Annotated in this window: 28 protein-coding genes; 25 read left to right on the top strand and 3 right to left on the bottom strand. The window is 69.2% G+C overall.

The window, feature by feature from the left end:
* Positions 1–174 precede the first annotated feature (174 nt).
* The 7 genes from rpsP to treZ all read left to right on the top strand — a co-directional run bounded on the left by rpsP (position 175) and on the right by treZ (position 8,677).
* Positions 175–597, top strand: coding sequence for a 30S ribosomal protein S16 (gene rpsP, locus HDC37_RS09915; RefSeq protein WP_179560244.1), 423 nt, complete (start codon positions 175–177; stop codon positions 595–597).
* Between the two features lie 13 nt (positions 598–610).
* A complete protein-coding gene (locus HDC37_RS09910; RefSeq protein ID WP_179560243.1) occupies positions 611–841 on the top strand; it encodes an RNA-binding protein in 231 nt (76 codons plus the stop codon).
* 1 nt (position 842) lies between these two features.
* Positions 843–1,493: a ribosome maturation factor RimM gene (gene rimM, locus HDC37_RS09905; protein ID WP_179560242.1), complete on the top strand. Its 651-nt coding sequence runs from the start codon at positions 843–845 to the stop codon at positions 1,491–1,493.
* Between the two features lies 1 nt (position 1,494).
* Positions 1,495–2,172 (top strand): tRNA (guanosine(37)-N1)-methyltransferase TrmD, encoded by a 678-nt coding sequence (trmD, locus tag HDC37_RS09900; protein WP_179560241.1) that lies wholly within the window; start codon positions 1,495–1,497, stop codon positions 2,170–2,172.
* A gap of 141 nt (positions 2,173–2,313) precedes the next feature.
* Positions 2,314–4,518, top strand: coding sequence for a glycogen debranching protein GlgX (glgX, locus tag HDC37_RS09895; RefSeq protein ID WP_179560516.1), 2,205 nt, complete (start codon positions 2,314–2,316; stop codon positions 4,516–4,518).
* Positions 4,515–6,950, top strand: coding sequence for a malto-oligosyltrehalose synthase (treY, locus tag HDC37_RS09890; RefSeq protein WP_179560240.1), 2,436 nt, complete (start codon positions 4,515–4,517; stop codon positions 6,948–6,950). The genes glgX and treY overlap by 4 nt, the downstream gene beginning before the upstream one ends.
* Positions 6,950–8,677 carry a malto-oligosyltrehalose trehalohydrolase gene (gene treZ / locus HDC37_RS09885; protein ID WP_179560239.1) on the top strand — a complete coding sequence of 576 codons (1,728 nt, stop codon included), beginning with the start codon at positions 6,950–6,952 and terminating at the stop codon, positions 8,675–8,677. The genes treY and treZ overlap by 1 nt, the downstream gene beginning before the upstream one ends.
* Before the next feature lie 6 nt (positions 8,678–8,683).
* On the opposite strand, the gene map is transcribed toward treZ, so the two are convergent.
* Entirely contained in the window at positions 8,684–9,466 is a 783-nt protein-coding gene (gene map / locus HDC37_RS09880; RefSeq protein ID WP_179560238.1) for a type I methionyl aminopeptidase, read from the bottom strand.
* Positions 9,467–9,574: 108 nt separating this feature from the next.
* Here map and HDC37_RS09875 point away from each other — a divergent pair, with 108 nt between their 5' ends.
* The 9 genes from HDC37_RS09875 to HDC37_RS09835 all read left to right on the top strand — a co-directional run bounded on the left by HDC37_RS09875 (position 9,575) and on the right by HDC37_RS09835 (position 16,696).
* Positions 9,575–10,063, top strand: coding sequence for an MFS transporter permease (locus HDC37_RS09875; RefSeq protein ID WP_179560237.1), 489 nt, complete (start codon positions 9,575–9,577; stop codon positions 10,061–10,063).
* 176 nt (positions 10,064–10,239) lie between these two features.
* Positions 10,240–10,587: a 50S ribosomal protein L19 gene (gene rplS / locus HDC37_RS09870; protein ID WP_124293414.1), complete on the top strand. Its 348-nt coding sequence runs from the start codon at positions 10,240–10,242 to the stop codon at positions 10,585–10,587.
* Between the two features lie 151 nt (positions 10,588–10,738).
* On the top strand, positions 10,739–11,500 hold the full coding sequence (gene lepB / locus HDC37_RS09865) for a signal peptidase I (protein WP_179560236.1): 762 nt from the start codon (positions 10,739–10,741) through the stop codon (positions 11,498–11,500).
* 10 nt (positions 11,501–11,510) lie between these two features.
* Entirely contained in the window at positions 11,511–12,170 is a 660-nt protein-coding gene (locus tag HDC37_RS09860) for a ribonuclease HII (RefSeq protein WP_179560235.1), read from the top strand.
* 61 nt (positions 12,171–12,231) lie between these two features.
* On the top strand, positions 12,232–12,555 hold the full coding sequence (locus HDC37_RS09855; RefSeq protein WP_124293411.1) for a DUF2469 family protein: 324 nt from the start codon (positions 12,232–12,234) through the stop codon (positions 12,553–12,555).
* 102 nt (positions 12,556–12,657) lie between these two features.
* A complete protein-coding gene (locus HDC37_RS09850; protein WP_179560234.1) occupies positions 12,658–13,020 on the top strand; it encodes a YraN family protein in 363 nt (120 codons plus the stop codon).
* Positions 13,017–14,543 (top strand): YifB family Mg chelatase-like AAA ATPase, encoded by a 1,527-nt coding sequence (locus HDC37_RS09845; RefSeq protein WP_179560233.1) that lies wholly within the window; start codon positions 13,017–13,019, stop codon positions 14,541–14,543. The genes HDC37_RS09850 and HDC37_RS09845 overlap by 4 nt, the downstream gene beginning before the upstream one ends.
* Positions 14,540–15,730 carry a DNA-processing protein DprA gene (gene dprA / locus HDC37_RS09840; RefSeq protein WP_374939164.1) on the top strand — a complete coding sequence of 397 codons (1,191 nt, stop codon included), beginning with the start codon at positions 14,540–14,542 and terminating at the stop codon, positions 15,728–15,730. The genes HDC37_RS09845 and dprA overlap by 4 nt, the downstream gene beginning before the upstream one ends.
* Positions 15,731–15,784: 54 nt before the next feature.
* Complete coding sequence (locus HDC37_RS09835; protein ID WP_179560232.1) at positions 15,785–16,696, top strand: tyrosine recombinase XerC; 912 nt, start codon at positions 15,785–15,787, stop codon at positions 16,694–16,696.
* A gap of 12 nt (positions 16,697–16,708) precedes the next feature.
* Here the strand turns inward: HDC37_RS09835 and HDC37_RS09830 are convergent, their stop codons facing one another.
* Positions 16,709–17,278, bottom strand: coding sequence for a murein hydrolase activator EnvC (locus HDC37_RS09830; protein WP_179560231.1), 570 nt, complete (start codon positions 17,276–17,278; stop codon positions 16,709–16,711).
* A gap of 326 nt (positions 17,279–17,604) precedes the next feature.
* On the opposite strand from HDC37_RS09830, the gene rpsB reads away from it, so the two are divergent.
* The 9 genes from rpsB (at position 17,605) to HDC37_RS09785 (ending at position 24,418) form a co-directional block, all read left to right on the top strand.
* A complete protein-coding gene (gene rpsB / locus HDC37_RS09825; protein ID WP_179560230.1) occupies positions 17,605–18,531 on the top strand; it encodes a 30S ribosomal protein S2 in 927 nt (308 codons plus the stop codon).
* Positions 18,532–18,623: 92 nt separating this feature from the next.
* Positions 18,624–19,451: a translation elongation factor Ts gene (tsf, locus tag HDC37_RS09820; RefSeq protein ID WP_179560229.1), complete on the top strand. Its 828-nt coding sequence runs from the start codon at positions 18,624–18,626 to the stop codon at positions 19,449–19,451.
* 86 nt (positions 19,452–19,537) lie between these two features.
* Positions 19,538–20,257 carry a UMP kinase gene (gene pyrH, locus HDC37_RS09815; protein WP_179560228.1) on the top strand — a complete coding sequence of 240 codons (720 nt, stop codon included), beginning with the start codon at positions 19,538–19,540 and terminating at the stop codon, positions 20,255–20,257.
* An 87-nt stretch (positions 20,258–20,344) separates the two neighbouring features.
* Positions 20,345–20,899 (top strand): ribosome recycling factor, encoded by a 555-nt coding sequence (gene frr / locus HDC37_RS09810; RefSeq protein ID WP_179560227.1) that lies wholly within the window; start codon positions 20,345–20,347, stop codon positions 20,897–20,899.
* A 7-nt stretch (positions 20,900–20,906) separates the two neighbouring features.
* Complete coding sequence (locus tag HDC37_RS09805) at positions 20,907–21,956, top strand: phosphatidate cytidylyltransferase (protein WP_179560226.1); 1,050 nt, start codon at positions 20,907–20,909, stop codon at positions 21,954–21,956.
* A complete protein-coding gene (locus HDC37_RS09800; protein ID WP_179560225.1) occupies positions 21,953–22,546 on the top strand; it encodes a DivIVA domain-containing protein in 594 nt (197 codons plus the stop codon). Before HDC37_RS09805 ends, HDC37_RS09800 begins: the two co-directional genes overlap by 4 nt.
* Before the next feature lie 57 nt (positions 22,547–22,603).
* Positions 22,604–23,401 carry a lytic transglycosylase domain-containing protein gene (locus HDC37_RS17200; RefSeq protein ID WP_308472166.1) on the top strand — a complete coding sequence of 266 codons (798 nt, stop codon included), beginning with the start codon at positions 22,604–22,606 and terminating at the stop codon, positions 23,399–23,401.
* A 4-nt stretch (positions 23,402–23,405) separates the two neighbouring features.
* Positions 23,406–23,690 (top strand): hypothetical protein, encoded by a 285-nt coding sequence (locus HDC37_RS09790; RefSeq protein WP_179560224.1) that lies wholly within the window; start codon positions 23,406–23,408, stop codon positions 23,688–23,690.
* On the top strand, positions 23,690–24,418 hold the full coding sequence (locus HDC37_RS09785; protein WP_179560223.1) for an alpha/beta hydrolase: 729 nt from the start codon (positions 23,690–23,692) through the stop codon (positions 24,416–24,418). Before HDC37_RS09790 ends, HDC37_RS09785 begins: the two co-directional genes overlap by 1 nt.
* A gap of 11 nt (positions 24,419–24,429) precedes the next feature.
* Here HDC37_RS09785 and HDC37_RS09780 read toward each other — a convergent pair whose 3' ends face one another.
* Positions 24,430–25,503, bottom strand: a complete 1,074-nt coding sequence (locus tag HDC37_RS09780) for an AI-2E family transporter (RefSeq protein ID WP_179560222.1) — start codon at positions 25,501–25,503, stop codon at positions 24,430–24,432.
* Between the last annotated feature and the right edge of the window lie 105 nt (positions 25,504–25,608).

The following is a 25,608-nucleotide window of genomic DNA, read 5'->3' as shown; positions in this document are numbered from 1 at the left end:
CGCCGACACGACGGCTCGACGGTTCGCGACTGTTCGTGTCGTCTGGCAGAATAGAGGGTCGGACGCCGGACTCGACCCTCTATCCAGCCCGCCGTCCTCCATAGAGCTTCCACCGGGTGTTGCACCCCACCTCCCGGTCGACCAGTTCATCCCTTCCACACATTCAGGAGAATCGTGGCTGTCAAGATCCGTCTGAAGCGCCTGGGAAAGATCCGCGCGCCCTACTACCGCATCGTCGTCGCCGACTCGCGCACCAAGCGCGACGGTCGTGTCATCGAAGAGATCGGCAAGTACCACCCCACCGAGGAGCCCTCGTTCATCGAGGTCGACTCCGAGCGGGCACAGTACTGGCTCGGTGTCGGCGCCCAGCCGACCGAGCAGGTGCGCGCGATCCTCAAGCTGACCGGCGACTGGGGCACCTTCAAGGGCGACAAGGACGCGACCTCGACGGTGAAGACGCGTGAGGACAAGCCGGCTTTCGAGCTGGACTCGTCGAAGTCCTCCGTCGTGAAGCCCAAGGCCGAGAAGAAGGCTGCGGAGTCCGCCGAGGCTCCCGCCGCCGAGGCCGAGGCTCCCGCCGACGCCGCCGCCGAGTAAGCACCTCATCGCCGTGCTCGCCGCCGCGCTCGAACACATCGTCAAGGGGATCGTCGATCACCCTGACGACGTCCGCATCCAGTCGTCCACGTCGCCTCGCGGCGACCTGCTCGAGGTGCACGTGCACCCCGAGGATCGCGGACGGGTGATCGGGCGCGGTGGCCGCACGGCCAAGGCCCTTCGCACCCTCATCGCCGCTCTTGCAGACGGACGCCGTGTGCGCGTCGACGTCGCGGACGACTGACGTGCCCACCGACGGCTCCGCCGCATCCGCTCCGCGCACGCGTGCGGGTGAACGGACGCAGCTCCGCGTCGGCCGCCTGGTCAAGGCCCATGGGCTCAAGGGTGCGCTGAAGATCGAGCTGTACACCGACGACCCGGACGGGCGGTTCGTCCCGGGTGCGACCTTCACGCTGCAGGTTCCCGAGACCTCCCCGTGGCACGGAAAGCCCCTCACCGTCCGCGAGTTCCGGTGGATGAACTCCCACCCCGTCGCGTTCTTCGAGGGCGTGGACGACCGCACCACGGCGGAAGGACTCGTCCGCGCCATCCTCTGGATCGATGAGGACGCGACCGCTTCGTCGACCGAACCCGACGCATGGTACGACCACCAGCTCGTCGGTCTCGACGTGGTCCGCGATGGACACGTCGTCGGGCGGGTGATCCGGGTCGACCACCTTCCCGCGCAAGACCTTCTGATCGTGCGACCCACCGGCGACGGCGACCGAGAACTGCTCGTCCCGTTCGTCTCGGCGATCGTCCCCGAGGTCGACATCGCGGCGGGCCGCGTCACCGTGACCCCGCCTCCCGGGCTGTTCGAAGATCTGCCCGGTGACCCGGAGGATGCGGAAGCGCCCGACGGCGGAGCCGAGGACGGCCCGCCGGACGCCCCCTGACATGCGCGTCGACATCATCACGATCTTCCCGGCGTTCTTCGACGTCCTCGACGTCTCGCTGATCGGCAAGGCCCGTGATCGGGGCCTCCTCGACATCCGCGTCCACGACCTGCGCTCGTGGACGCACGACCGCCATCGCACCGTCGACGACACCCCCTACGGCGGGGGAGCGGGCATGGTGATGAAGCCCGAACCGTGGGGTGAGGCACTCGACGAGGTACTCACCCCCGACGCCCTGCTCATCGTTCCGTCGCCGGCAGGGGAGCGCTTCGCTCAGCCCGGTGCGCGCGCCCTCGCCGAGGAGGCCCACATCGTCTTCGCCTGCGGACGGTACGAGGGCATCGATCAGCGCGTCATCGATCACTACTCCTCGAGCCATCGGGTGCGGTTGATCAGTCTCGGCGACTACGTCCTCAACGGCGGCGAGGTCGCGGCCATGGCGATCGTCGAGGCCGTCTCGCGCCTGGTCCCGGGTGTGGTCGGCAACCCCGAGAGCCTTGTCGAAGAATCGCACGAAGCAGGCCTCCTGGAGTACCCGAGTTACACCAAACCCGCCTCGTGGCGCGGGCGGGAGGTTCCCCCGGTGCTCCTGAGCGGCAATCACGGCGCGATCGCGCGGTGGCGCCACGAGCAGAGCCTCGCCCGCACGCGCGCCCACCGACCCGACCTGCTGGACTGATCCGGATCGGATGCCGCGGCAGACCCCCTCCCGGTGTCTCGGCGTCAAGGGGCACCGGCGTGTCATCCGTCCTCGATATGCTCAGGACCTTCGTAACTGGTCGTGCGGCGTGCGCGCGACCGTGAAAGGACACGGATGACGCTGCAGGCTTGGCCGGGGTCGGCGTACCCCCTCGGGGCCACCTTCGACGGGAACGGCACCAATTTCGCCGTCTTCAGTGAAGGAGCGGAACGTGTCGAACTCTGCCTCTTCGACGACGGCGGCGCCGAGACGCGGGTGGAACTGCGCGACGTGGACGCGTTTGTGTGGCACGTCTACCTCCCCAACGTCGGACCCGGGCAGCGATACGGCTACCGCGTGCACGGGCCCTACGACCCCGCGAACGGTCAGCGGTTCAACCCGAGCAAGCTTCTGCTCGATCCCTACGCCAAGGCTGTCGACGGCGAGATCACGTGGGGTCAGTCGGTGTTCTCCTACACCTTCGGCGACCCCGACTCGTTCAACGACGAGGACTCGGCCGACGCGATGATGAAGGGGGTGGTGGTCAACCCGTTCTTCGACTGGACCGGCGACCGACAGCCCAAGACCCCGTACGCCGAGACCCTCATCTACGAGGCTCACGTCAAGGGCCTGACCAAGCTCAACGAGCTGATTCCGGAGGAACTGCGCGGCACCTACAGCGGCATCGCCCACCCGGCGGTCATCGACCACCTGGTCAAGCTCGGCGTCACGGCGATCGAGCTCATGCCGGTGCACCAGTTCGTGAACGACTCGACCCTCCAGGAGAAGGGCCTGGCCAACTACTGGGGCTACAACACCATCGCCTTCCTGGCCCCGCAGAACACCTACGCCTCCACGGGCCAGCGCGGTCAGCAGGTGCAGGAGTTCAAGGGCATGGTCAAGGCCCTCCACACCGCCGGCATCGAGGTCATCCTCGACGTGGTCTACAACCACACCGCCGAGGGCAATCACATGGGACCGACGCTGTCGATGCGCGGCATCGACAACGAGGCCTACTACCGTCTCGAGCAGGACGACAAGCGCTACTACACCGACTACACCGGGACCGGCAACAGCTTGAACGTGGGCAACCCGCACGCGCTGCAGCTGATCATGGACTCTCTGCGCTACTGGGTCATCGACATGCACGTCGACGGCTTCCGGTTCGACCTGGCCTCGACCCTCGCGAGGGAGTTCTACGACGTCGATCGCCTGGCGACCTTCTTCGAGCTCGTGCAGCAGGATCCGGTGGTCTCGCAGGTCAAGCTCATCGCCGAGCCGTGGGATGTCGGCCCGGGTGGGTATCAGGTGGGCAACTTCCCGCCGCAGTGGACGGAGTGGAACGGCAAGTACCGCGACACGGTCCGCGACTTCTGGCGTGGCGAGCCGCAGGCCCTCGGGGAATTCGCCTCCCGTCTGACCGGGTCGGCCGATCTCTACGAGCACTCGGGTCGCCGCCCTGTCGCCTCGATCAACTTCGTCACCGCCCACGACGGGTTCACGCTGCGCGATCTCGTCTCGTACAACGACAAACACAACGACGCCAACGGCGAGGACAACAACGACGGCGAATCGCACAATCGCTCGTACAACCACGGCGTCGAAGGGCCCACCGACGACCCGGAGGTCCTGACGTTGCGCGCCCGCCAGCAGCGCAACTTCATCGCCACGCTGATGCTCAGCCAGGGCGTGCCCATGCTGCTGCACGGCGACGAGCTGGGACGGACGCAGCAGGGGAACAACAACGGGTACGCGCAGGACAACGAGCTGACCTGGATGCACTGGGATGCGGTGGATCAGCCCCTGCTGGAATTCACCGCGGCACTCGCGCGCCTGCGGCGCGATCACCCGACCTTCCGCCGCAGCCGCTTTTTCAACGGCCGCCCGGTGCGTCGCGAGGAGGGCGCCCGGATCCCCGACATCGTGTGGCTGCGGCCCGACGGCTCGGAGATGCAGCCGGAGGACTGGGATTCTGGCTTCGGTCGTGCGATCGGCGTCTTCCTCAACGGCAACGGCATCCGTGAGCGCGACCACCGCGGCGAGCCGATCTCGGACAAGCACTTCATCATCCTGTTCAACGCCGGCGATGAAGAGGTGGACTTCCACCTCCCCGCTGTGGAGTTCAGTCCGAAGTGGGACACGGTGGTGGACACGGCGGGGCAACGCGCTGACTCCGCGGCTCTCGTACCCGGCGAGTCCGTGCCGCTGGCGGCGAAGTCCCTGATGGTGCTGTGCGAGCACGAGGTCCCCGAGCCGGAGGTCGACCACTCGGTGGCGGCGTCGCTGGTGCTGCTGGCCGACTCCGAGGTTGCGCAGACCCCGCCGAAGGCCGAGGCCAGGCGGTGACCTCGGCCGAGGTTTCCGCTTCGGCGCCGGACCGCCGGCATCCCGCGTCGACCTATCGGCTCCAGATCCGGCGTTCCTTCGACCTCGATGATGCCGCGGGCGTGGTCGGCTACCTGCGCGACCTCGGGGTGTCGTGGGCCTACCTCTCGCCGCTTCTCGCTGCCACCTCGGGGTCGGACCACGGATACGACGTGGTCGACGTCTCGCGGATCGACCCCGAGCGGGGCGGCCCCGAGGGGTTGGCGAGGTTCGCGGGCGCGGCTCGGAACGCCGACCTCGGCATCCTCGTCGACATCGTCCCCAACCACATGGGCATCTCGGCGCCCGCCCAGAACGGCTGGTGGTGGGATGTGCTCCTCCGGGGCACCGGCTCGGTGCACGCCGGCGCGTTCGACATCGACTGGGACTTCGGGGAGGGTCGCGTTCTGGTCCCGATCCTCGGCGGCGATGTCGACACCGTCGTCGAGGGAGGCGAGATCACCGTAGCGCCCGAGACCGACGACCCCGCCCTGTTCCCCTTCGGCTCCCTGCGGTACTTCGAGCACGCGTTCCCCCTGGCTGAGGGTTCCGCGCCCGAGAGTGAGACCTCGGACCCGGCGGTGGTCCGCGAGGTGCTGTCGCGCCAGCACTACCGTCTGGCGTTCTGGCGCACGGAGGCCGACGACCTGAACTACCGCCGATTCTTCGCCGTCACCACCCTCGCCGGTGTGCGGGTGGAGATACCGGAGATCTTCGAGGCCACCCACGCCGAGATCCTCCGCTGGTTGCGCGAAGGCCTAGCCGACGGGCTGCGTGTGGACCACCCGGATGGTCTGCTCGATCCCGGCGCCTATCTCGAGCAGTTGGCCGAGGCCGCGCGTGAAGCGCGCGGAGCGCCGACGCACGTGCTCGTGGAGAAGATCCTCGAGCACGGGGAGGATCTGCCGTCCTGGTGGCGTACGGCCGGTACGACGGGGTACGACGCCATGGGGGAGATCGACCGGCTCTTCATCGACCCCGAAGGCGAGGCCCGCCTCGACGACCTCGATGCGCGGCTGCGCGCCGAGACCGGCGTGCCGGGCAGCGGGTGGTCCGATCTCATCCACACCACCAAGCGGATGATCGGCGACACCATCCAGCGGGCGGAGATCGCGCGGCTCGTGCGGTGCCTGCCCGCGCCGGTTGACCACGCCTCCGACGCTTTCGCCGAACTCCTCGCCTGCTTCCCCGTGTACCGGTCGTATCTTCCGGCGGGTGAGGAGCAACTTGCGCGGGCGACGGCCGAGGCGACGCGTCGTCGCCCCGACCTCGGACCCAGCCTCCATGCGTTGGGCGAGATCCTCCGGGATCCGTCGCTGGAGGTCTCGCGTCGCTTCCAGCAGACGACCGGGCCGGTGATGGCGAAGGGCGTCGAGGACACCGCCTTCTACCGGTTCACCCGCCTCGGCTCGCTCACGGAGGTGGGTGGCGACCCGGCGGTCTTCTCGATGACGCCGGCGGAGTTCCACCTCGCGCAGCAGCGCCGCCTCGCTGCCTGGCCGCACGCGATGACGGCGCTGTCGACCCACGACACCAAGCGCGGCGAGGACGTGCGCGCGCGCCTGAACGTGCTCGCGGAGATCCCCGGGCGCTGGGCAGAGGTGTTGGAGAGCCTTCGCGCTGTGGCCACCACGGGTCACGGCCCGTTCGACGCACTTCTCTGGCAGGCGATCGTCGGGGCATGGCCCGCCTCCCCCGACCGTCTTCACGCGTACGCCGAAAAGGCGGCTCGCGAGGCGGCGGAGGCGACGGGGTGGTGGGACCCCGACGAGGACTTCGAGACGAGGATGCATGCGCTCGTGGACGCTGCGTCCACGCAGGCTCGTGCGCTGGTCGAGGAGTTCGTCGCCGAGATCTCCGCGTTCGGGTGGAGCAATTCCCTCGGCGCGAAGCTGGTGCAGCTCACCGCACCGGGCTCTCCGGACGTCTACCAGGGCTCCGAGCTGTGGGAGATGTCTCTGGTCGATCCCGACAACCGTCGCCCGGTGGATTTCGCGCTCCGGCAGCGGATGCTGAAGGACCTCGACGCGGCGTTCGACCGTGGCGAGCTTCCGCCGGTGGACGCCACCGCCCGGGCGAAGATGCTGGTGACCTCCCGGGCGCTGCGCCTCCGCCGCGATCGACCGGACCTCTTCACCGCCCATCGCCCTGTCACCGTCGTCGGTGAGGCATCCGATCACGCCGTCGCGTTCGATCGCGGCGGGGCGACGACGGTCGTCACCCGTTTGCCCGCCGGACTCGCCGACCGGGGCGGCTGGGGCGGGACGACCATCCTGCTTCCGTCTCGGGACGTGGTCGACGTGCTGACGGGACGACGGTTCGGCGGCGGCGGGATCCCGCTGTCACAGATTCTGCAGACCTATCCGGTGGCGCTCCTGGTCGACGCCGACCGGATCGAGGAAGGAACACCCTGATGATCGAACTGTGGGCCCCCCGGGCCTCCCGCGTCCGACTGCGGCATGGCGGGGGAGACTCCGAGATGCAGGCAGCAGCGGACGGCTGGTGGCGCGGTGAGGTGGCGCTGGCGGACGGTGACCGGTACGGCTTCGTGCTCGATGACGGCGACGCCGTGCGCCCTGATCCGCGCTCGCGTCGTCAGCCGGAGGGGGTGCACGAACCGTCCTCCTGGTTCGACGCCGACGGATACGAGTGGAACGATCAGGCGTGGACAGGCCGCCAGCTCGCCGGCGGCGTCGTGTACGAGCTGCATGTGGGCACCTTCACGCCCGAAGGCACGTTGGACGCGGCCGTCGCACGCCTCGACCACCTCGTCGACCTCGGCGTGACCCACGTGGAGCTCCTCCCGGTGAACGGGTTCAACGGCGTCTGGAACTGGGGCTACGACGGAGTGCTGTGGTACACGGTGCACGAGGCGTACGGCGGTCCTGCCGCGTACCAGCGATTCGTCGACGCCTGCCATGGGCGCGGGCTCGCCGTCATCCAGGATGTGGTCTACAACCACCTCGGTCCGAGTGGGAACTACCTCCCCGAGTACGGTCCCTACCTCCGCGACGCGGAACGCAACACGTGGGGGTCGTCGGTGAACCTCGACGAGCCGGCGGTGCGGTCGTTCATCGTCGACAACGCGCTGATGTGGATGCGGGACTACCACGTCGACGGGCTGCGCCTGGACGCCGTCCACGCCCTGCTGGACCGCACCGACCGCCATATCCTGCAGGAGATCGCCGAGGAGACCGACGCTCTGAGTGCGCACCTCGGACGCCCGCTGACGCTCATCGCCGAATCCGACATGAACGACGCGACGCTGATCTCCGCTCGCGAAGCCGGCGGCTATGGCCTCACCGCGCAGTGGAGCGATGACTACCACCATGCCCTCCACGTCGCACTCACCGGTGAGACCGTCGGGTACTACGCGGATTTCGCGCCCCTGTCCGCTCTGGTGAAGGCCGCGACGCGAGGGTTCTTCCACGATGGGACGTGGTCGTCGTTCCGCGAACGCGAACACGGCCGGCCCATCGACCCGCGCATTCCGACCTGGCGCCTGGTGACCTACAGCCAGGACCACGATCAGATCGGGAACCGGGCGGCCGGCGACCGGCTCTCTCAGTCGCTGGATGAAGGGGGCCTGCGCATCGGCGCGGTGCTCACTCTGCTCGCGCCGTTCACCCCCATGCTCTTCATGGGCGAGGAGTGGGCGGCGAGCACGCCGTGGCAGTTCTTCACGTCGCATCCCGAGCCGGAGCTCGCCAAGGCGACGGCCGACGGGCGACTGGCGGAATTCGAAGCCATGGGATGGGATGAATCCGTCGTCCCCGATCCGCAGGATCCCGCCACTTTCGAGCGTTCGCGCCTCGATTGGGCCGAGGCGTCGTCCGACGCCGCCGACCCCCGGCATCGCCGCACGCTCGACCTCTACCGGCGGCTCGCGCGGCTGCGCCGGGAGATTCCCGACTTCACCGACCCCGATTTCGGAGCCCTGTCCGCCGAGGCCGATGAGGAGGCGCGCACGTTCGTGCTGCATCGCGGTGGCGTCGACGTCCTCGTGAACTTCGGCACCGACGCGGTGACGCTCCCGCGGGGGGAGGCAGCCCGCGTGCTGCTGACCACGGATGATGCGGTGTCGGTCGACGGCGCGGGGATCACCCTTCCGGGGCGCAGCGCCGCGGTGACGACCCGCTGAGTGCGCTCAGTCCACCCCGAGGAAGCTCCGGTCGGTGAGGACGATCAGACCGTCTTCGGTGATGGCGACGGTGTGCTCGGAATGGGCTCCCCGTGAACCGTCCGCGCTTCGCAGAGTCCAGCCGTCGGGATCGGTGATCAGCCGGTCGGTGGAGGCGAGGAACCACGGTTCGAGAGCCAGGACGAGGCCGGCGCGAAGCGGGTAGCCGCGGCCGGCCTTGCCGTCGTTGGGCACGTGCGGGTCGCCGTGCATCGTCCGGCCTACCCCGTGCCCACCGAAATCGGTGTTGATGAGGTAGCCGTCCGCACGGGCCACCGCGGCGACCGCGGCGGAGATGTCGCCGATGCGGCGACCGGTCTGTGCAGCGTCGATCGCGGCGGAGAGCGCACGCTGCGTCGTGTCGATCAGTGCGAGATCCTCGTCGCGAGGCGTGCCGACGACGAAGGAGACCGCGGAGTCGGCAACCCACCCGTCTACGGCGGCGGCGAAGTCCAACGACACCAGGTCGCCGTCGCGGAGCGCGTAATCGAAGGGGAGTCCGTGAAGGACGGCGTCGTTGATCGAGGTGCAGAGCACCTTCCCGAACGGCGACGCCCCGAACGACGGGTGATAGTCGATGTAGCAGGACTCCGCCCCGGCCCGACGGATCATCTCGTGGGCCCTCTGATCGAGCGCGAGGAGATTCGTGCCCACCCTCGCGTCATCGCGGAGGGTCGCCAGGACCTCCGCCACGAACCGGCCCGCGGGTCTCATCGCCTCGACCTCGGCCGGGGTGCGCAACTCGATCATCCATTTCCTTCCGTCACGCTCCATTCTCGCGGAGTGCGGGCTGGGAGATGGCCGTCCGGGGCCTGGGACACCCTGCCCGCGGCTGCGAGACCGGCGTAGCATCGGCATATGGTGCTCCGACGCGCGGTCTACCGGTGGCTGTTTCCGGCGGCCTTCGTCCTGCCGCTCTGGCTGCTCATCGGCTGGGGCGTCTTCGAGGCCGGCGGGTGGGCCTTTCTCTGGGTGCTTCTCCTGGGCATCCCGTCGGTCTTCATCGGGCAGATCATCCTGACCTTGCTCGTCCGAGCCCGTGGCACGGTGCGCGCCGAGCGTGCGGTGTCGTGGCTGGATGTCGTGGGCTTCGCGGTGCTCCATGCGCTGACCGTGTCGCTCGGGTTCTTCGGCACCTGGTGGTGGGGTGGGGCGTTCGGCCTGACCATCGCCGTCGCCCTGGCGCTGTTCTGGGCGCAGCTGTGGCAGCTGTGGCGCGAAGCGCGACCCGCCGGGTTCGTGTCGTTCCGGACCACGTCGTCGGCGTACCTCGGCGAAGGGTCGACGTCCGCGCGACCACGACCGTCCGACGTCGTCGTGATCGAGGAGCGCAGCGAACTGCGCTGACCGGTGCCGGCGGCGTTTTTGCCGGCATCGCGATCCATGGCAGAATGGCTGTTTGTGCCCTGCACGGCTCTGCCTCAGGGGAGCACGCCGTTCGCTCCACATCGCGAACGGTTCGGGCACACCATCCCGTCATCGTGACGCGGTCGACCTGTGGCGGCCGCAGGAAGTGATCCCTCATGCAGATCCTCGACTCCGTCGACGCAGCGTCGCTGCGCTCCGACATCCCCGACTTCGGCCCCGGTGACACCGTCAAGGTGCACGTCAACATCACCGAGGGCAACCGCTCGCGCATCCAGATCTTCCAGGGCGTCGTCATCGGCCGCTCGGGAGATGGCATCCGCGAGACCTTCACCGTGCGGAAGATCAGCTTCCAGGTCGGTGTGGAGCGTACGTTCCCGGTGCACAGCCCGGTGATCGACCACATCGAGGTCGTCACCCGCGGCGATGTGCGCCGCGCCAAGCTTTACTACCTCCGCGCCCTCCGCGGCAAGAAGGCCAAGATCAAGGAGAAGCGCGACAGCTGAGCGCGCCGAACCCCCGAACGCCCCGGTCATCGCCGGGGCGTTCGTCGTTCCGGGGGAATTCCTCGCGACGGCAGACCGACGACTCCGCGCGAGTGTGTCACCCTGGTAGGACGCCGCACCGTCCGGGGCGGAAGGCCCCGAGAAGGATCCGATGACCACCGAGCAGCACGCGACGGCCGACCGCTTCCCCTCCCGGAGATCCCAGCCCGAGGGTCGCAAGCGGGGGTGGGGCACCTTCCTCCGGGACGTCCTGATCATCGTCTTGATCGCGCTCGTGGTGTCCTTCCTCGTCAAGACCTTCATCGTCCGATCGTTCTACATCCCGTCGGGATCGATGGAGAACACCCTGAACGTCAACGACCGCATTCTCGTGGACGAGCTGACGCCGCGGTTCGGGGGATACGAACGGGGGGACATCGTGGTGTTCCGCGATCCGGGCGGGTGGCTGCCGCCCTCGGAGACACCGAGCCGCGGCCCGATCGTCGACGGCGTGGAGTGGGTCCTTTCTCTCATCGGTCTGGCTGCACCGGACAGCGACGATCATCTCGTCAAGCGCATCATCGGCCTCCCCGGCGACCACGTGGTGTGCTGCAACACCCTCGGGCAGATCACGATCAACGACGTCCCCATCGATGAGATGGACTACCTCAAGCTCCCCGGCGGGGTCAGTCGCGCCTCGGCCGAGGATTTCGATGTCACCGTGCCCGAGGATCGTCTGTGGGTGCTCGGTGACAACCGCAACAGCTCACGGGACTCCCGTTTCAACCAGGACCAGCCGGGTGAGGGCTTCGTGCCGCTCGAGAACGTGGTCGGCCGGGCGTTCCTGACGACGTGGCCGCTGTCCCGGTTCGGGCTGCTGGACTTCCACCACGAGGTCTTCGCGGGGGTTCCGGAGCCCGCCGACCAGCCGTGAGGGACCGGCCATGACAGTGATCGAACCGCGCCTCACCCTCGAGCGCCGGCTGCTCCGGGAGCATCCGGTCGTCATCGCCTGCGATGAGGTCGGGCGTGGGGCACTCGCGGGGCCGGTCGCGGTCGGCGCTGTCGCCGTCGACGCGCCGCGATCGCGCAAGCGCGTGCCGCAGGGTCTTCGTGATTCCAAGCTCGTGCCCGAGCACCTGCGGCCGGTCGTTGCGGCGCGAGCGGCCTCGTGGGTGTCCGCCAGCGCGGTCGGATGGGCGTCGGCCGATGAGATCGACGAGATCGGCATCATGCGCGCTCTGGGCCTTGCCACGATCCGCGCCCTGGCGGATCTGCGCGCCCACGGGGTGGACGCCTCGGAGGCGATCGTCATCCTCGACGGGAACTACGACTACATCACGCCGGCGGGTGCGAGTGGCCTGCGGGTGCGCCCGGTGATCAAGGCCGATCGCGACTGCGCGAGCGCCGCCGCGGCGTCCGTCATCGCCAAGGTCGCCCGCGACACGCTGATGACGGGCCTGCACGACGAGACGCCGGCGTATCGGTGGTCGCGCAACAAGGGGTATGCGAGCCCTGAGCATCGAGCGGCGATCCGCGCCCACGGCCTGAGCAGGCATCACCGGTCGTCCTGGTCGATCGCGGACGCGCCGACGCTGTTCTGACACCGTCGCCGCCGGCCGTCGGAGCGTGGATCCGCCGCGGGCGATCTAGAGTGGACTCACCATGGACGACGAGGTATTCGAAGACTACGACCGCGAGCTCGAGCTGGCACTGTACCGCGAGTACCGCGACGTCGTGGGTCAGTTCGCGTACGTGATCGAGACGGAGCGGCGCTTCTACCTCGCGAACGAGGTCAATGTGGTGCGCCGCGACACCGAGCACGACTTCTACTTCGAGATCACGATGAACGACGTCTGGGTGTGGGACATCTACCGCGCCGATCGCTTCGTGAAGGCCGTGCGGGTGCTGACCTTCAAGGACGTCAACGTCGAGGAGCTCTCCCGACGCGATTTCCAGCTTCCTGAGGAACTCTCCCTCGACAGCTGACGCGCCCGCGTCCTCTCCTGCACAGCAGGCCCCTTCCGGACTCTGTACACGGATGCACCGACGCGGCCGCGGCGGGCTGCCTCGACCGATCACGATCGGAGCATGGCAGTCAAGGACGAGGTCGGCAGGGCCGGCGAAGAGCGTGCAGCGGCGTATCTCCACGAGCAGGGATGGCGCCTGATCGCCCGCAACTGGCGGTGCGCCGCCGGAGAGATCGATGTCGTCGCCGAGGATGGTCCGGACCTCGTCATCGTCGAGGTGAAGACCCGGCGCGGCGAGGGTTTCGGGCACCCGTTCGAAGCGGTGGACGCGCGCAAACGCATGCGGCTGTGGCGCCTGGCGATGGCGTGGATCGCGGCGCACCCCGAACAGGCCCAGGGGCGCCGGCTGAGGCTCGACGCCGTGGCCGTGCTGGGGCCCGATCCTCGAACCGCCACGATCGAGCATCTGCGGGATCTGCGGTGACCGTCGTGCGCACCCGGGCGGTCGCCCTGACGGGACTGGATGGGGCTCTCGTCGAGGTCGAAGCCGACCTCTCGCAGCAGACTCCTGATTTCCGGATCATCGGCCTGCCCGACAAGTCGCTCGGAGAGGCTGTCCAGCGGGTGCACAACGCCTGCGCGAACAACGGGTTGGCGCTTCCGCGGCGCAAGCTCACCGTCAATCTGTCGCCCGCGAGCCTGCCCAAGAACGGCTCCGGGTTCGATGTCGCGATCGCAGTCGCAGCCATCGCCACCGAGCTCCCTCTGTCACGGGAGTCGCTCGACGCCACCGTGCACATCGGCGAACTGGGATTGGACGGACGCCTTCGTCCTGTTCCCGGAGTGCTCCCCGCGGTCCTCGCCGCTGCCCGCAAGGGCATCCGGCGTGCGGTGGTGCCACATGCCAACGGGGAGGAGGCGAGGCTGGTGACCGGTATGAAGGTTCTCGGCGCCGTCAACATCGCGGAGGTGGTCGCCTTCCACGGCGGATCCGTCGCGGTGCCCGAGCAGCCCGCGGTTGCGTCCGAGTGCCCCGAGGACAAGACGGGGGAGGTGCCCGAACTGGCGGACGTGGTGGGACAGCCTGAAGCGGTCACGGCGCTCATCGTCGCCGCTGCGGGCGCCCACCACATCCTGATGAGCGGACCACCGGGAGCGGGCAAGACGATGCTGGCGAGGCGGCTTCCCGGCATCCTGCCGCCTCTCGACGAGGAGGCTGCTCTCCTGGCAGCCTCCGTCCGGTCACTCGGAGGCGAAGCCGTGTCGGCGCTTCGCCGGACTCCGCCCTTCGAGGCCCCTCATCACAGTGCGAGCGTGGCTGCCCTGGTGGGCGGCGGATCGCGCATCATCCGTCCGGGAGCGATCGCCCGGGCGGCGACCGGCATCCTGTTCCTCGATGAGGCGGGGGAGTTTCCTGCGCACGCTCTGGACGCACTGCGCCAGCCACTGGAAAGCGGCCGGATCACCATCCACCGGGCCGGAGCGGTAGCGGAGTTCCCGGCGCGTTTCCAGCTCGTGGCCGCGACCAACCCCTGCCCCTGCGGACAGTTCGCCGTGCCCGGCGGAGCGTGCGTCTGCCCCCCGATCGCCATCCGCCGATACCTCGGACGGCTCTCCGGCCCGCTGCTCGACCGCATCGACATCGAACTGCAGATGCGTCGCGTTTCCGTCGCGCCCGGACAGGGCGATGCCGGCGGCACCACGACCGCGGTCGCGCACGCTCAGGTACGCGAGGCACGGGCGCGGGCTGCGCACCGCCTGCGCGACACCCCGTGGCGAACGAATGCCGACGTGTCGGGAAGCTGGCTCCGACGAGGGCCGGCCGCGCCGTCGCCCGTCATCCGCCGACCGCTGGATGCCGCCCTCCATCGCGGCGCGCTGACCCTCCGCGGCTACGACCGGGTCCTGCGGGTCGCCTGGTCCCTGGCTGATCTCGGCGGTCGCCCCCAACTGAGCGTCGAAGACATCGGACGGGCGCTGTTTCTGAAGAAGGGGGTGACCGCGTGAGCCGGTGGCCTCAGTCCCGCGACATCGCGACACGCGAGCTGGCGGGCGTCCGGGGTGCGGACACGTCCGATTCCGACGTGGCGGACACATGGGCGAGGGTGGCGTGGAACCTTCTCACCGAACCCGGCGACGGGGCTGCCGGTCGTCTCATCTCGGTGCTCGGCGCCTCTCGTGCGCTCGAGATCACCGTGTCGGGGCTCCCCGCCCCCGTGGACCTTTCGGCAGACATCGAGAGAGGCCGGGAGCGCTGGATGCCGCGGTGGCGGCCGGAGGGCGTCGCTGCGGCGTGTGCTGCCGCAGTCCGAGCCGGTGTGCGGCTGATCGTCCCGGGCGACCCGGCGTGGCCCGCGGCCGTGGACGACCTCGGCCCGCATCGGCCTGTCGCTCTGTGGGTCCGCGGAAGCGGCGCGCTGCTGCGTCCGGCGGGCGGTGCTGTCGCGCTGGTCGGCGCTCGGGCGGCGACCGGCTACGGCGAGCACGTCGCCGGCGAGCTCGCCGCCGACCTCGCCGGTTCGGGGGTGACGGTGGTCTCGGGCGCGGCGTACGGCATCGACGGCGCCGCTCACCGCGCCGCGCTCACCCTCGGCGGCGCCACCGTGGCTTTCCTCGCCGGCGGTGCGGATCGTGCGTACCCTGCCGGGCACAGCCGGCTGATCGATCGGATCGCCGACTCGGGCGCGATCGTCAGTGAAGCCCCGTGCGGTGCGGCGCCGACGAAATGGCGGTTCCTTCAGCGGAACCGCTTGATCGCGGCGATCTCCGATGCGACCGTGGTCGTCGAGGCGGGGTGGCGCAGCGGCTCACTCAACACGGCCGGCCATGCCGCGTCCCTGGGGCGACCGCTCGGTGCGGTGCCCGGCCCGATCACCAGCACCGCGTCGGCGGGTTGCCATCGGCTCCTGCGGGAGTACGACGCGCGCTGCATCACCTCCGCTGACGATGTCCGTGAGCTTCTCGGCTGGGAGGACGGGACGCTCCTCCCCGCGACGAGCGGGGACCGCACCGACCGGACCACGCGCGTCCTCGACGCACTGAGCGTGCGCACCGAGAAGGACCTCTCTCAGATCGCACGATCCTGCGGCCTCGCCCCGGCCGAGGTCGAGGCGGAGCTCGGGATCCTCGCCCTCTGCGGCGGAGCGGAGCGCGGCACGATCGGGTGGCGCCGGATCGCTTCCCGGACGAGATGAACACAGCGCCGCGCGGCGGCGTGGCGCTGGGAGCGCATCGGGCATTCTGTAGTGATGCGGCTCTCCGCGGTCATCGAGCGTCACTTGGCGCATCTGCGCGACGTCCGGCGGCTGTCTCCGGCGACGGTCCGCGCCTACCGCGCTGATCTGCGCGACCTCGCAGACATCCTCGACGACCCCGACATCGGCGAGATCACCCGCGAGGATCTGCGCGAATGGCTCTGGCGCGTTCAGCAGAGCGGCGCGTCGCGCGCGACCCTCGCCCGGCGGGCAGCGTCGGCGCGCGGACTGTTCGCCTGGGCGGTGGCCGCCGGCGCCGTCTCGACCGACCCCGCCGCACGGCTCGTCACTCCCCGGCGCGGACGGTCCCTGCCGACGGTGGCACCCGCCGACGCACTCGCTGAGGTGCTCGCCGATCGCGGGGCTTCAGCGACGGAGACCGGCGACCCTCTCGCGCTGCGCGACCACGCGATCCTCGAGCTGCTGTACGGGGCGGGTATCCGGGTGTCCGAACTCTGCGGTCTCGACACCGACGACGTCGATCACGAGCGGCGCACCGTCCGGGTGTGGGGGAAAGGGGCCAAGGAGCGCGTCGTGCCCTTCGGCGGACCAGCCGCGGCGGCCCTCGACGCATGGTCCATCCGGGCGCGGCCCATCCTCCTCGCGCGGCGAGATGACCGGCTCGGCGAGGATGCCGCGCTCTTCCTCGGGGCGCGCGGCCGACGGCTCGGTCCGCGTACCGTGTACGACCTCGTCGCGCGGACGATCGGCCCGCTCGTCGGACGACCCGTCGGCCCGCACGCCCTCCGGCACAGCGCCGCCACCCACCTGCTCGACGGCGGTGCCGACCTGCGCAGCGTCCAAGAGATCCTCGGTCACGAGAGCCTCGGGACGACGCAGATCTACACTCACGTCTCACACGAGCGTCTGACCGCGTCCTACCGTCTGGCGCACCCTCGAGCGTGACTCGCCGGAGCCTCAGCAGCACGGGAGGAGGACCGCACGCGGAACGCCCCCGAGGAGCAGCATCGGATTGATGTAGGCGCCGTCCCGCCGCACGCCGAAATGGAGCGTGCCCGGCGCGCTGTGACCGCCCGCCGACAGGGCGGCGACGACATCCCCGCGACCGACCGCCGTTCCCGGAGGGAGAACGCCGGCGGCGGGTTCCAGCGTCGAGACGAGCCCTGCCCCGTGATCGATCGTGATCACCGGCCGCCCGGCCACCTGTCCGCTGAAGACGATCACCCCTTCTGCGGGCGCGACGATATCGGGCGATGACCTTGACCCGACCGGGGCGATGTCGATGCCCCGATGGCCCGGCGCATACTCGTGCGCGGGCGCGATGTAGGGACGTACGAGCCGGAACGGCTCCAGCGGCCATCCCCACTCCTCCGTGTGCGGGATCGCGGCACCGCCGTCTGGAGCGGCCGCACCTGCAGGACCGAGACCGGCCACGACGGCGAGCACGACGCCGAGGACGACGGCCAGCCGGAGTCCTTCCCGCCGGTTCGTCGGGTGCCGTCCACCAGCCGGCGTACGCGGAGCCATGGTGGCAAGGCTCCCTCACCCGGGCAGGTCGGGTTCCCGGCCCGAACCGATCTGTGGACACCTGTTGTGTCTTCCCCGGTGGGGAGGAGAGGACGCAGAAGCGATGACGCTGATAGACTCTCCGGTGCACCCCGACCTCGGGGTGACTACGCGTGCCCTCAGCGCGCTGCGGCGACCCCGGTCCCGCGGTGCGCGGCATCCTTCCCACGGTCTCCACCCGACATCGTCGTGTGCGAGCGGAGGGCGGTCGGGTACCAGGCACCACCGGTCGATCGACCGGGAGGAAAACCGAAACGGCGCGAACGCGCCAGAGAAGGAGAACGGCCATGGCCGTCGTCACCATCCGCCAGCTGCTCGACAGCGGCGTGCACTTCGGACACCAGACCCGCCGGTGGAATCCGAAGGTCAAGCGCTTCATCCTCACGGAGCGCAGTGGCATCCACATCATCGACCTGCAGCAGTCGCTGTCGTACATCGACAAGGCCTACGAGTTCGTCAAGGAGACCGTCGCCCACGGCGGCACGATCCTCTTCGTCGGAACGAAGAAGCAGGCCCAGGAAGTCATCGCCGAGCAGGCGACCCGCGTCGGCCAGCCCTACGTCAACCAGCGCTGGCTCGGCGGACTCCTCACCAACTTCCAGACGGTGTCCAAGCGCCTGGCCCGCATGAAGGAGCTCGAGGAGCTCGATTACGACAACCCGGCCGACAGCGGTTTCACCAAGAAGGAGCTGCTGCTGAAGAAGCGCGAGCTCGACAAGCTGCATAAGTCCCTCGGCGGTATCCGCAACATGTCCAAGACGCCCTCCGCGATCTGGGTCGTGGACGCCAAGCGCGAGCACCTCGCCGTCGATGAGGCGACGAAGCTCGGCATCCCGATCATCGGCATCCTCGACACCAACGCCGACCCCGACGAGTTCCAGTACCCGATCCCCGGCAACGACGACGCCATCCGTTCGGTGTCTCTGTTGACGCGCATCATCGCCGACGCCGCTGCCGAGGGCCTCATCCAGCGTCACCAGCCGGCAGACGCCGACGAGGCCGCCGAGCCGCTGGCCGAGTGGGAGCGCGAGCTTCTCGAGCAGGGCACCACGGTCACCGGTGCCGCCGACGTCTCGGTCGCCGCGACCGAGACCGCCGCGGACGAGGCCGGTTCCGCCGCAGCCGAAGAGGCTGTCGCCGTCGAGACGGCCGAGGCCCCCGAGGCTGCTGAGGCCACAGAGGAAGCCGTCGCCGACGAGGCCACCGAGAAGTAAGCCGTCGTTCCTCCGGGGCGGGGTGGGAACTCCTCGCCCCGGAGGAACACGCATGCACACGACAGCACCCGTCACATAAGGAGCCGCCACCCATGGCAAACTTCACCATCGCCGACATCAAGGCTCTGCGCGAGCAGCTCGGCACCGGAATGGTCGACACCAAGAAGGCCCTCGAAGAGGCCGACGGCGATGTCGAGAAGGCCGTCGAGATCCTGCGTCTGAAGGGCGCGAAGGGCAACGCCAAGCGCGCCGACCGTTCCACGAGCGAGGGCCTCATCGCTGCCCGCGAGCAGGACGGCAAGGTCACCATGATCGAGCTCGCCTGCGAGACCGACTTCGTCGCCAAGAACGACCGCTTCGTCGCTCTGGCCGAGAAGGTCGTCGAGGCCGCGGCCACGGCCGGCGCCGACTCCGTCGACGCCGCGCTCGCGGCACCCGCGGGCTCGCAGACCGTCGCCGAGCTCATCTCCGACGAGGCAGCGATCATCGGCGAGAAGGTCGAGCTGCGTCGCGTGCGCACGCTGGCCGGTGACAACTTCGAGGTCTACCTGCACAAGACCAACAAAGACCTGCCCCCGCAGGTCGGTGTGGTCCTGGCCTACTCGGGTGATGACGCCGAGACCGCGCGCAGCCTCGCGCAGCACATCTCCTTCGCCAACCCCTCGTACCTGTCGCGTGACGAGGTGCCCGAGGAGGACGTCGACAAGGAGCGTCAGATCGTCACGGAGATCTCGCGCAACGAGGGCAAGCCCGAGGCGGCGCTGCCCAAGATCGTCGAGGGGCGCGTCAACGCCTTCTTCAAGCAGGTGTCGCTCCTGGACCAGGACTACGCCCGCGACAACAAGCTGTCGGTGGCCCAGGTCGCCAAGGACGCGGGTCTGACCCTCACCGGGTTCGCCCGGTTCAAGGTCGGAGCCTGAGACCGCTGCGGGGCCCGCATCGACCACCCGTCGATGCGGGCCCTTTCTCACGCTTCGATAGTCTGCGTTGGACGAGAGGATGATCCGTGATCGATGAGACGAGCCACCGCCGTCGTGTTCTGCTGAAGCTGTCCGGGGAGGCATTCGGCGGAGGACAGCTCGGGGTCAATCCCGACATCGTCAGTCAGATCGCCCGCGAGATCGCCGCCGCGGTCGATCGGGTCGAGATCGCCGTCGTCGTCGGCGGCGGGAACTTCTTCCGCGGGGCCGAGCTGAGCCAGCGGGGGATGGACCGGGGGCGCGCCGACTACATGGGCATGCTCGGCACCGTGATGAACGCGCTCGCCCTGCAGGATTTCCTCGAGCAGGCCGGCGCCGCCACGCGCGTCCAGTCGGCGATCTCGATGACCCAGGTCGCGGAGCCCTACATCCCGCGCCGCGCAGAGCGTCACATGGAGAAGGGCCGCGTCGTCATCTTCGGCGCCGGCGCGGGGCTGCCCTACTTCTCCACAGACACCGTCGCTGCCCAGCGGGCCCTCGAGATCGGCGCGGTGGAGGTGCTGGTCGCCAAGAACGGAGTCGACGGCGTGTACACCGCCGACCCGCGCAAGGACGCCACCGCGACCCGTATCGACCGCATCACCTACATCGACGCGCTGCAGCGCGGTCTGAAGGTCGTGGACTCGACCGCCTTCAGCCTCTGCATGGACAACGGCATGGACATGCGCGTGTTCGGGATGGAGCCGGAGGGCAACGTCACCCGTGCCCTTCTGGGCGACTCCATCGGCACCCTGGTGACCGTCTGACGCCGACCTGCCCACCGCCACGGTGCGCTACCCGGGGCCACCGGGGCGGCGCACTAGACTTCTGATGATTCGGAGAATGGAGTTCCTGTGATCGCCGACGTACTGGCAGATGCCGCTTCCCGCATGGACCGTGCGGTCGAGGCCGCGAAGGAGGACTTCGCGACCGTGCGCACCGGCCGCGCCAACCCCCAGCTGTTCCAGAAGATCATGGTCGACTATTACGGCTCTCCTACGCCGCTCGCTCAGCTCGCCTCGCTGAACAACACCGAGGCCCGCACCCTCGTGGTGACGCCCTACGACAAGTCGGCGCTGAAGGCCATCGAGCAGGCGATCCGCGACACCCCGAACCTCGGAGCCAACCCCACCAACGACGGCAACATCGTGCGTGTCACGCTGCCCGAGCTCACGCAGGAGCGACGCAAGGAGTTCGTCAAGATCGTCCGCGCCAAGGGCGAGGATGCCAAGGTGCATGTCCGCGGGATCCGCCGCAAGGCCAAGGACGACCTCGATGCGCTCAAGAGCGAGGTCGGCGAGGATGAGATCTCCCGTGGTGAGAAGGAGCTCGACGCCCTGACGCGCACGCACGTCGACGCCATCGATGACGCGCTCAAGCGCAAAGAGGCTGAGCTGCTCGAAGTGTGAGCCGGTCATGACAGACACCGCGGGTGGAGAGCAGGGCAGCGACGCCCCTGCGGTTCCCGCGACCCGTCGCGAGGCCGCTGCCGCCCGACGGGCACCCGTCGTCGGAGAACCCGGATTTCAGACGCACGTGCGCGCTGCGCGGAGCGAGTTGGAGACTCAGCTGGCACATGCGCGCGCCGAGTTCGAAGAGGCCAACGCCAGGATCACGCAGCGTACGGGACGCAACCTCATCCTCGCGATCCTCATCGGCCTGGCGATCGGCGTCGTGGTCCTGGCATCCCTCATCTTCTTCAAGCAGCTGTTCGTGCTGTTCGCCCTGGCCGCCAGCACTCTTGGCACGTTCGAGTTCAGCCGCGCGCTGCGCGCGTCGGGCCGCCGGGTCGATGTCGTCGCCCAGCTGGTCGCGGGAACGCTTCTGGTTCTCGCCGGCTTCTTCCTCCAGCCGTGGTTGCACTGGATCGGCGCGTTCGCGGCGGTCGCTCTCGTCGTGGTGTGGCGGCTGGTGGCGCAGCTCTTCGCCGACGACGGAAGACCGCACGTGCTCGTCCTCGGCGACGTGCTGATCGCCGCCCTCGTCCAGCTCTACGTCCCCTTCTTCGCCAGTCTCTGCGTCGCCCTCCTCGCCCAGGACGGCGGCCAGTGGTGGGTCCTGGCCTTCATCATCGTGGCGGTCGTCTCCGACACCGGCGCCTACGTGTCGGGACTCACCCTCGGACGGGGCGGCCGTCATCCGATGGCGCCGCGGATCAGTCCGAAGAAGACGTGGGAGGGGTTCGCGGGGGCCGCCGTGGCCGCGGTCATCGCCGGTCTCCTGCTCGCTCCGCTGATGCTCGGTCTGCCGGTGTGGACCGGTGTCATCATCGGATTGGTGATCCTCGGCACGGCGACGGCCGGTGACCTCGGCGAATCGATGATCAAGCGCGATCTCGGGATCAAGGACATGAGCTCCTGGCTGCCCGGGCACGGGGGAGTGCTCGACCGCCTCGATTCGATCCTCCCCTCCACGACCGCAGCGCTCGCGCTGTACTACCTGCTCTCCCCGCTGGGAGTCTCATGACCGATACTCGACGCTCAGACACGGCCGCGGCGGACCAGCCGCACGAGCGAGCGGCGTTCCCGATCACTCGCGGCCGCGAGAAAGGGTACGACCGAGATGCGGTCGACGAATTTCTCCTGCGCGCGCGCGAGTCCTTCGAAGGGCGGACGCCCGATCCTGTGACCTCGTGGGACGTCCGCCACGCCGCGTTCGCTCTGGTGCGCGGCGGGTACGCCATCGACGCCGTCGATTCCGCCCTCGGCCGCATCGAGGACGCCTTCGCCGCGCGTGAGCGGGAGGCCGAGGTCGGCCGCCTCGGCGCCGCCGGGTGGGTGGGGCGGACCCGCGACCTCGCCCAGGAGGTCCTGGACCGGCTGTCGCGTCCGGAGGGTCGGCGCTTCGACCGTGTCAGCGTCCTCCGCTTCGGGTACCGGATCGATGAGGTGGATCTGGTGGCCGACCGCATCAGCCGCTACCTGGAATCCGGCCAGACGGTCACTGTCGAACAGGTGCGCGCGGTGGCCTTCCGCATGCAGCGCGGCGGGTACCGGGAGCAGCAGGTCGACGCCGTGCTCGACGCCGTCGTCGAGGTCATGCTCGCGGTATCGTGACGGCCTGCTCGACGCTCATGGCACGACGGGAACCGGGTCGGTAGACTCGGCGGCACTGTGACTCCCGACGGCCCCGTTGTGCATGATCTGCCGGCAGCGAACGACGATGCCGGACAGACGCGCGGCGTCGTCCCGACACGGAGGCGTGACGTCGCCGCTGTCGATCGGGCGCCCGCTCGGCAAACAACGGCGCGGCGGACCCCGCCGGGTCCCGCCGCGCGCTGGTCCCGGCGGCGGAGCACATCGGCGACCTTCGCGGCATTCGCCGCCGTGGCGTTCGCGGCGGCCTGGATCGGCCCCACCGGCGCGGCGCTGTCGAGCGCGAGCGCTGAGGAGGTGCCGCCGATCTCGCTGTACGCCAGCACCCTCGGCGACGTGCAGTCGGTGACCGCGGAGGGCGACACCGCCGCCGAGTCCGCGTCACTCGATCGCAGCGGCTACACCGTCTACGTCACCCCCACCCCGACGCCGACGCCCACGCCCACCCGCTCGGCCGCGTCGGCGTCCTCCTCGGGCTCGGGCGGCTGGGTGCCGCCCTTCGTCACGCCGGATCCGGGCAGCGCCCAGGCGATCGCCTACGAGATGGTGATGGCGCGAGGTTGGGGCGACGACCAGTTCAGCTGCCTCGTGGCTTTGTGGAACAAGGAATCCGGCTGGCGGGTGAACGCGTACAACGCCTCCAGCGGTGCCTACGGCATTCCCCAGTCGCTCCCCGGCAACAAGATGGCCTCCGCCGGCGCCGACTGGGAGACCAACCCTGCCACGCAGATCACGTGGGGCCTGGGTTACATCGCCGGACGCTACGGCACACCCTGCGGGGCATGGGACCACTCGACCCGCACCGGGTGGTACTGATCTGATGCCGCGCTCGCACCGTCGTCGCCCTGATCCCGAACGCGACGACTCCTTCGAACGGCTGCTCGCCGGCTGGAAGCGCACCGAGGAGCGCCGCGGCGCAACCTGGACCGTGCAGCCCGTGTCGGCAGGACAGGCCGCCAAGTCCTACGTGTGCCCCGGATGCTCGCAGGAGATCCCCCCGGCGACCGCTCACGTGGTGGTGTGGCGCGCCGACGGCATCCTGGGCGACGCCGCGGCTCTCGCCGATCGTCGCCATTGGCACACCCACTGTTGGAGGATCGGCTGATGGAGATTCGCGGACCCGTCCTGCTGCCGGCACGCCGAGAGGATGTTAACCTTCGCACCGTGGACGGCCTGACCCTGGTGGGAGAGCTCGCCGTCCCGGAGGATGCAGCGCCGGTGGCCACGCTCGTGACGCTTCATCCGCTCCCGACCGCGGGCGGGTTCATGGATTCGCATATCCTCCGCAAGGCCGCAGGACGTCTGCCCGCGCTGGCCGACCTCGCGGTGCTGAGGTTCAACACCCGGGGGACCACGTCGGCTCGCGGCACGAGCGAGGGGAGCTTCGACGGCGGTCGCAACGAAGCGTTCGACGTCGCCGCCGCGATGGATCTCGTGCGGGAGCGCGGATTGCCCCGGCCCTGGCTCGTGGGCTGGTCCTTCGGCACCGAGCTGGCACTGAAGTACGGACGCGACCACGACGTCGAAGGCATCATCCTCCTCTCACCGCCGTTGCATCGCGCGACCGAGGAAGACCTCGCCGGCTGGGCCGGAGATCTCCGGCCGGTCATCGCGCTCGTCCCCGAGTTCGACGACTATCTGCGTCCGGATGCGGCGCGAGAGCGCTTCGCCGCGATTCCGCATGCGACCCTCATCGCCGTCGAGGGCGGGAAGCACCTGTGGGTCGGTGAGAATCAGACGCGTCGTGTGCTCACCGAGATCGTCGCCGTGGTCAACCCCGACGCACTGCCGCTGCCGGTGGAATGGGAGGGTCCTCTCGCGGACCCCGCGTGATCGAACGCCGGTCACAGCTCGTTCTGTCGCGGGATGATCACCTGCCGGTAGATGATGAGGATGCTGGCGGCGACGGGGATCGCGACGAGCGCGCCCAGGAGGCCCAGGAGCGACCCGCCGGCGAGGGCCGCGATGACCACGACGGCCCCTGGGATCGACACCGCACGGTTCATGATGCGGGGGGAGATGATGTACGCCTCGATCTGCATGTAGATGAGGTAGTAGATGGCCGCGATGAGCGCCGTCGTCGGCGACCCGAGCCCGGGAATCAGACAGGTCAGCACGATGATCGTCGAACCGGTCAGGGTCCCCACGAGCGGGATCAGCGAGAAGAAGAAGGCGATGACGGCGAGGACGGCGGGGAAGGGCGCCTGGATGATCGACAGGAAGATGAAGCTCAGGATGCCGTTGGTCACGCCCAGGCTCAGCTGACCGATCACGTAGAAGCCCACCGAGGCGGTGATCTGCTCGGCGAGGTCGATGAAGCGGGGGCGCTTGGACGCCGGCACCAGCTGGTACACGGCCTTCTTCAGGTTCGGGGTCGAGGCGGTGAAGTAGATCGTCAGGATGAGGACGATGAAGGCGCCGCCGAATCCGGCGATCACGGCCCCGACTGTTCCGAGGACGCCCTCGCCGATCGTGCTGCCGATGGACCCGAGATCCAGCGAGGTGTACCAGTCCTCGATGTAGCTCCACACCTCATCCACCCGGATGCCTGGAAAGGCGTCCTGCGCCCAGCCGAGGATTCCGCCGATGAACTCCTCCCAGGTCATGGTCGAGAAGAGGTCCTGGATCGCGGCGATCAGCTGCGCCACCTGCGCGACGATGATCGGCACGACCATGAGCACGATGCCGGCGAAGATCCCGAGCACCCCGAGGATCGTGATGAGCACGGCCGCCCAGCGAGGGAGACCCCGTCGCTCCAACCAGGAGATGATCGGGTCCAGTCCCAGCGACAGGAACAGCGCCGTCCCGACATAGAGCAGGATCGTCGAGAGCGTCTGAATGCTCGCGATGAGCAGGAGTCCCAGACCCACCCCGAGAGTGGCGACGAGCGCCACGCGGAACGGATTGTGGATCTTCATCGGCGCAGGCCCTCTCTCGGCTGAACCGGCGCAGAGACGTCCGGCCCTGTCAGGATACTGATAGGCGGTCGTCACTCCCGGCATCACTCGCTCCCGGGCGACATC

Origin of the sequence: Microbacterium sp. AK009 (assembly GCF_013410955.1) — a bacterium.
Lineage (GTDB): Bacteria > Actinomycetota > Actinomycetes > Actinomycetales > Microbacteriaceae > Microbacterium.
Note: the sequence above shows the minus strand (reverse complement) of the source record. Positions and strands in the feature narration are given on the sequence as shown.

Excerpts from the sequence above, each read along its gene's own strand:
- HDC37_RS09800 (WP_179560225.1), top strand. The coding sequence starts at position 21,953 with ATGACCGATACTCGACGCTCAGACACGGCCGCGGCGGACCAGCCGCAC.
- rpsB (WP_179560230.1), top strand. The coding sequence starts at position 17,605 with ATGGCCGTCGTCACCATCCGCCAGCTGCTCGACAGCGGCGTGCACTTC.
- HDC37_RS09780 (WP_179560222.1), bottom strand. The coding sequence starts at position 25,503 with ATGAAGATCCACAATCCGTTCCGCGTGGCGCTCGTCGCCACTCTCGGG.
- HDC37_RS09860 (WP_179560235.1), top strand. The coding sequence starts at position 11,511 with ATGACAGTGATCGAACCGCGCCTCACCCTCGAGCGCCGGCTGCTCCGG.
- trmD (WP_179560241.1), top strand. The coding sequence starts at position 1,495 with ATGCGCGTCGACATCATCACGATCTTCCCGGCGTTCTTCGACGTCCTC.
- HDC37_RS09875 (WP_179560237.1), top strand. The coding sequence starts at position 9,575 with ATGGTGCTCCGACGCGCGGTCTACCGGTGGCTGTTTCCGGCGGCCTTC.
- HDC37_RS09830 (WP_179560231.1), bottom strand. The coding sequence starts at position 17,278 with ATGGCTCCGCGTACGCCGGCTGGTGGACGGCACCCGACGAACCGGCGG.
- HDC37_RS09850 (WP_179560234.1), top strand. The coding sequence starts at position 12,658 with ATGGCAGTCAAGGACGAGGTCGGCAGGGCCGGCGAAGAGCGTGCAGCG.
- HDC37_RS09790 (WP_179560224.1), top strand. The coding sequence starts at position 23,406 with ATGCCGCGCTCGCACCGTCGTCGCCCTGATCCCGAACGCGACGACTCC.
- lepB (WP_179560236.1), top strand. The coding sequence starts at position 10,739 with ATGACCACCGAGCAGCACGCGACGGCCGACCGCTTCCCCTCCCGGAGA.
- treZ (WP_179560239.1), top strand. The coding sequence starts at position 6,950 with ATGATCGAACTGTGGGCCCCCCGGGCCTCCCGCGTCCGACTGCGGCAT.
- tsf (WP_179560229.1), top strand. The coding sequence starts at position 18,624 with ATGGCAAACTTCACCATCGCCGACATCAAGGCTCTGCGCGAGCAGCTC.
- map (WP_179560238.1), bottom strand. The coding sequence starts at position 9,466 with ATGATCGAGTTGCGCACCCCGGCCGAGGTCGAGGCGATGAGACCCGCG.
- HDC37_RS09855 (WP_124293411.1), top strand. The coding sequence starts at position 12,232 with ATGGACGACGAGGTATTCGAAGACTACGACCGCGAGCTCGAGCTGGCA.
- HDC37_RS09835 (WP_179560232.1), top strand. The coding sequence starts at position 15,785 with ATGCGGCTCTCCGCGGTCATCGAGCGTCACTTGGCGCATCTGCGCGAC.
- HDC37_RS09785 (WP_179560223.1), top strand. The coding sequence starts at position 23,690 with ATGGAGATTCGCGGACCCGTCCTGCTGCCGGCACGCCGAGAGGATGTT.
- rplS (WP_124293414.1), top strand. The coding sequence starts at position 10,240 with ATGCAGATCCTCGACTCCGTCGACGCAGCGTCGCTGCGCTCCGACATC.
- HDC37_RS09805 (WP_179560226.1), top strand. The coding sequence starts at position 20,907 with ATGACAGACACCGCGGGTGGAGAGCAGGGCAGCGACGCCCCTGCGGTT.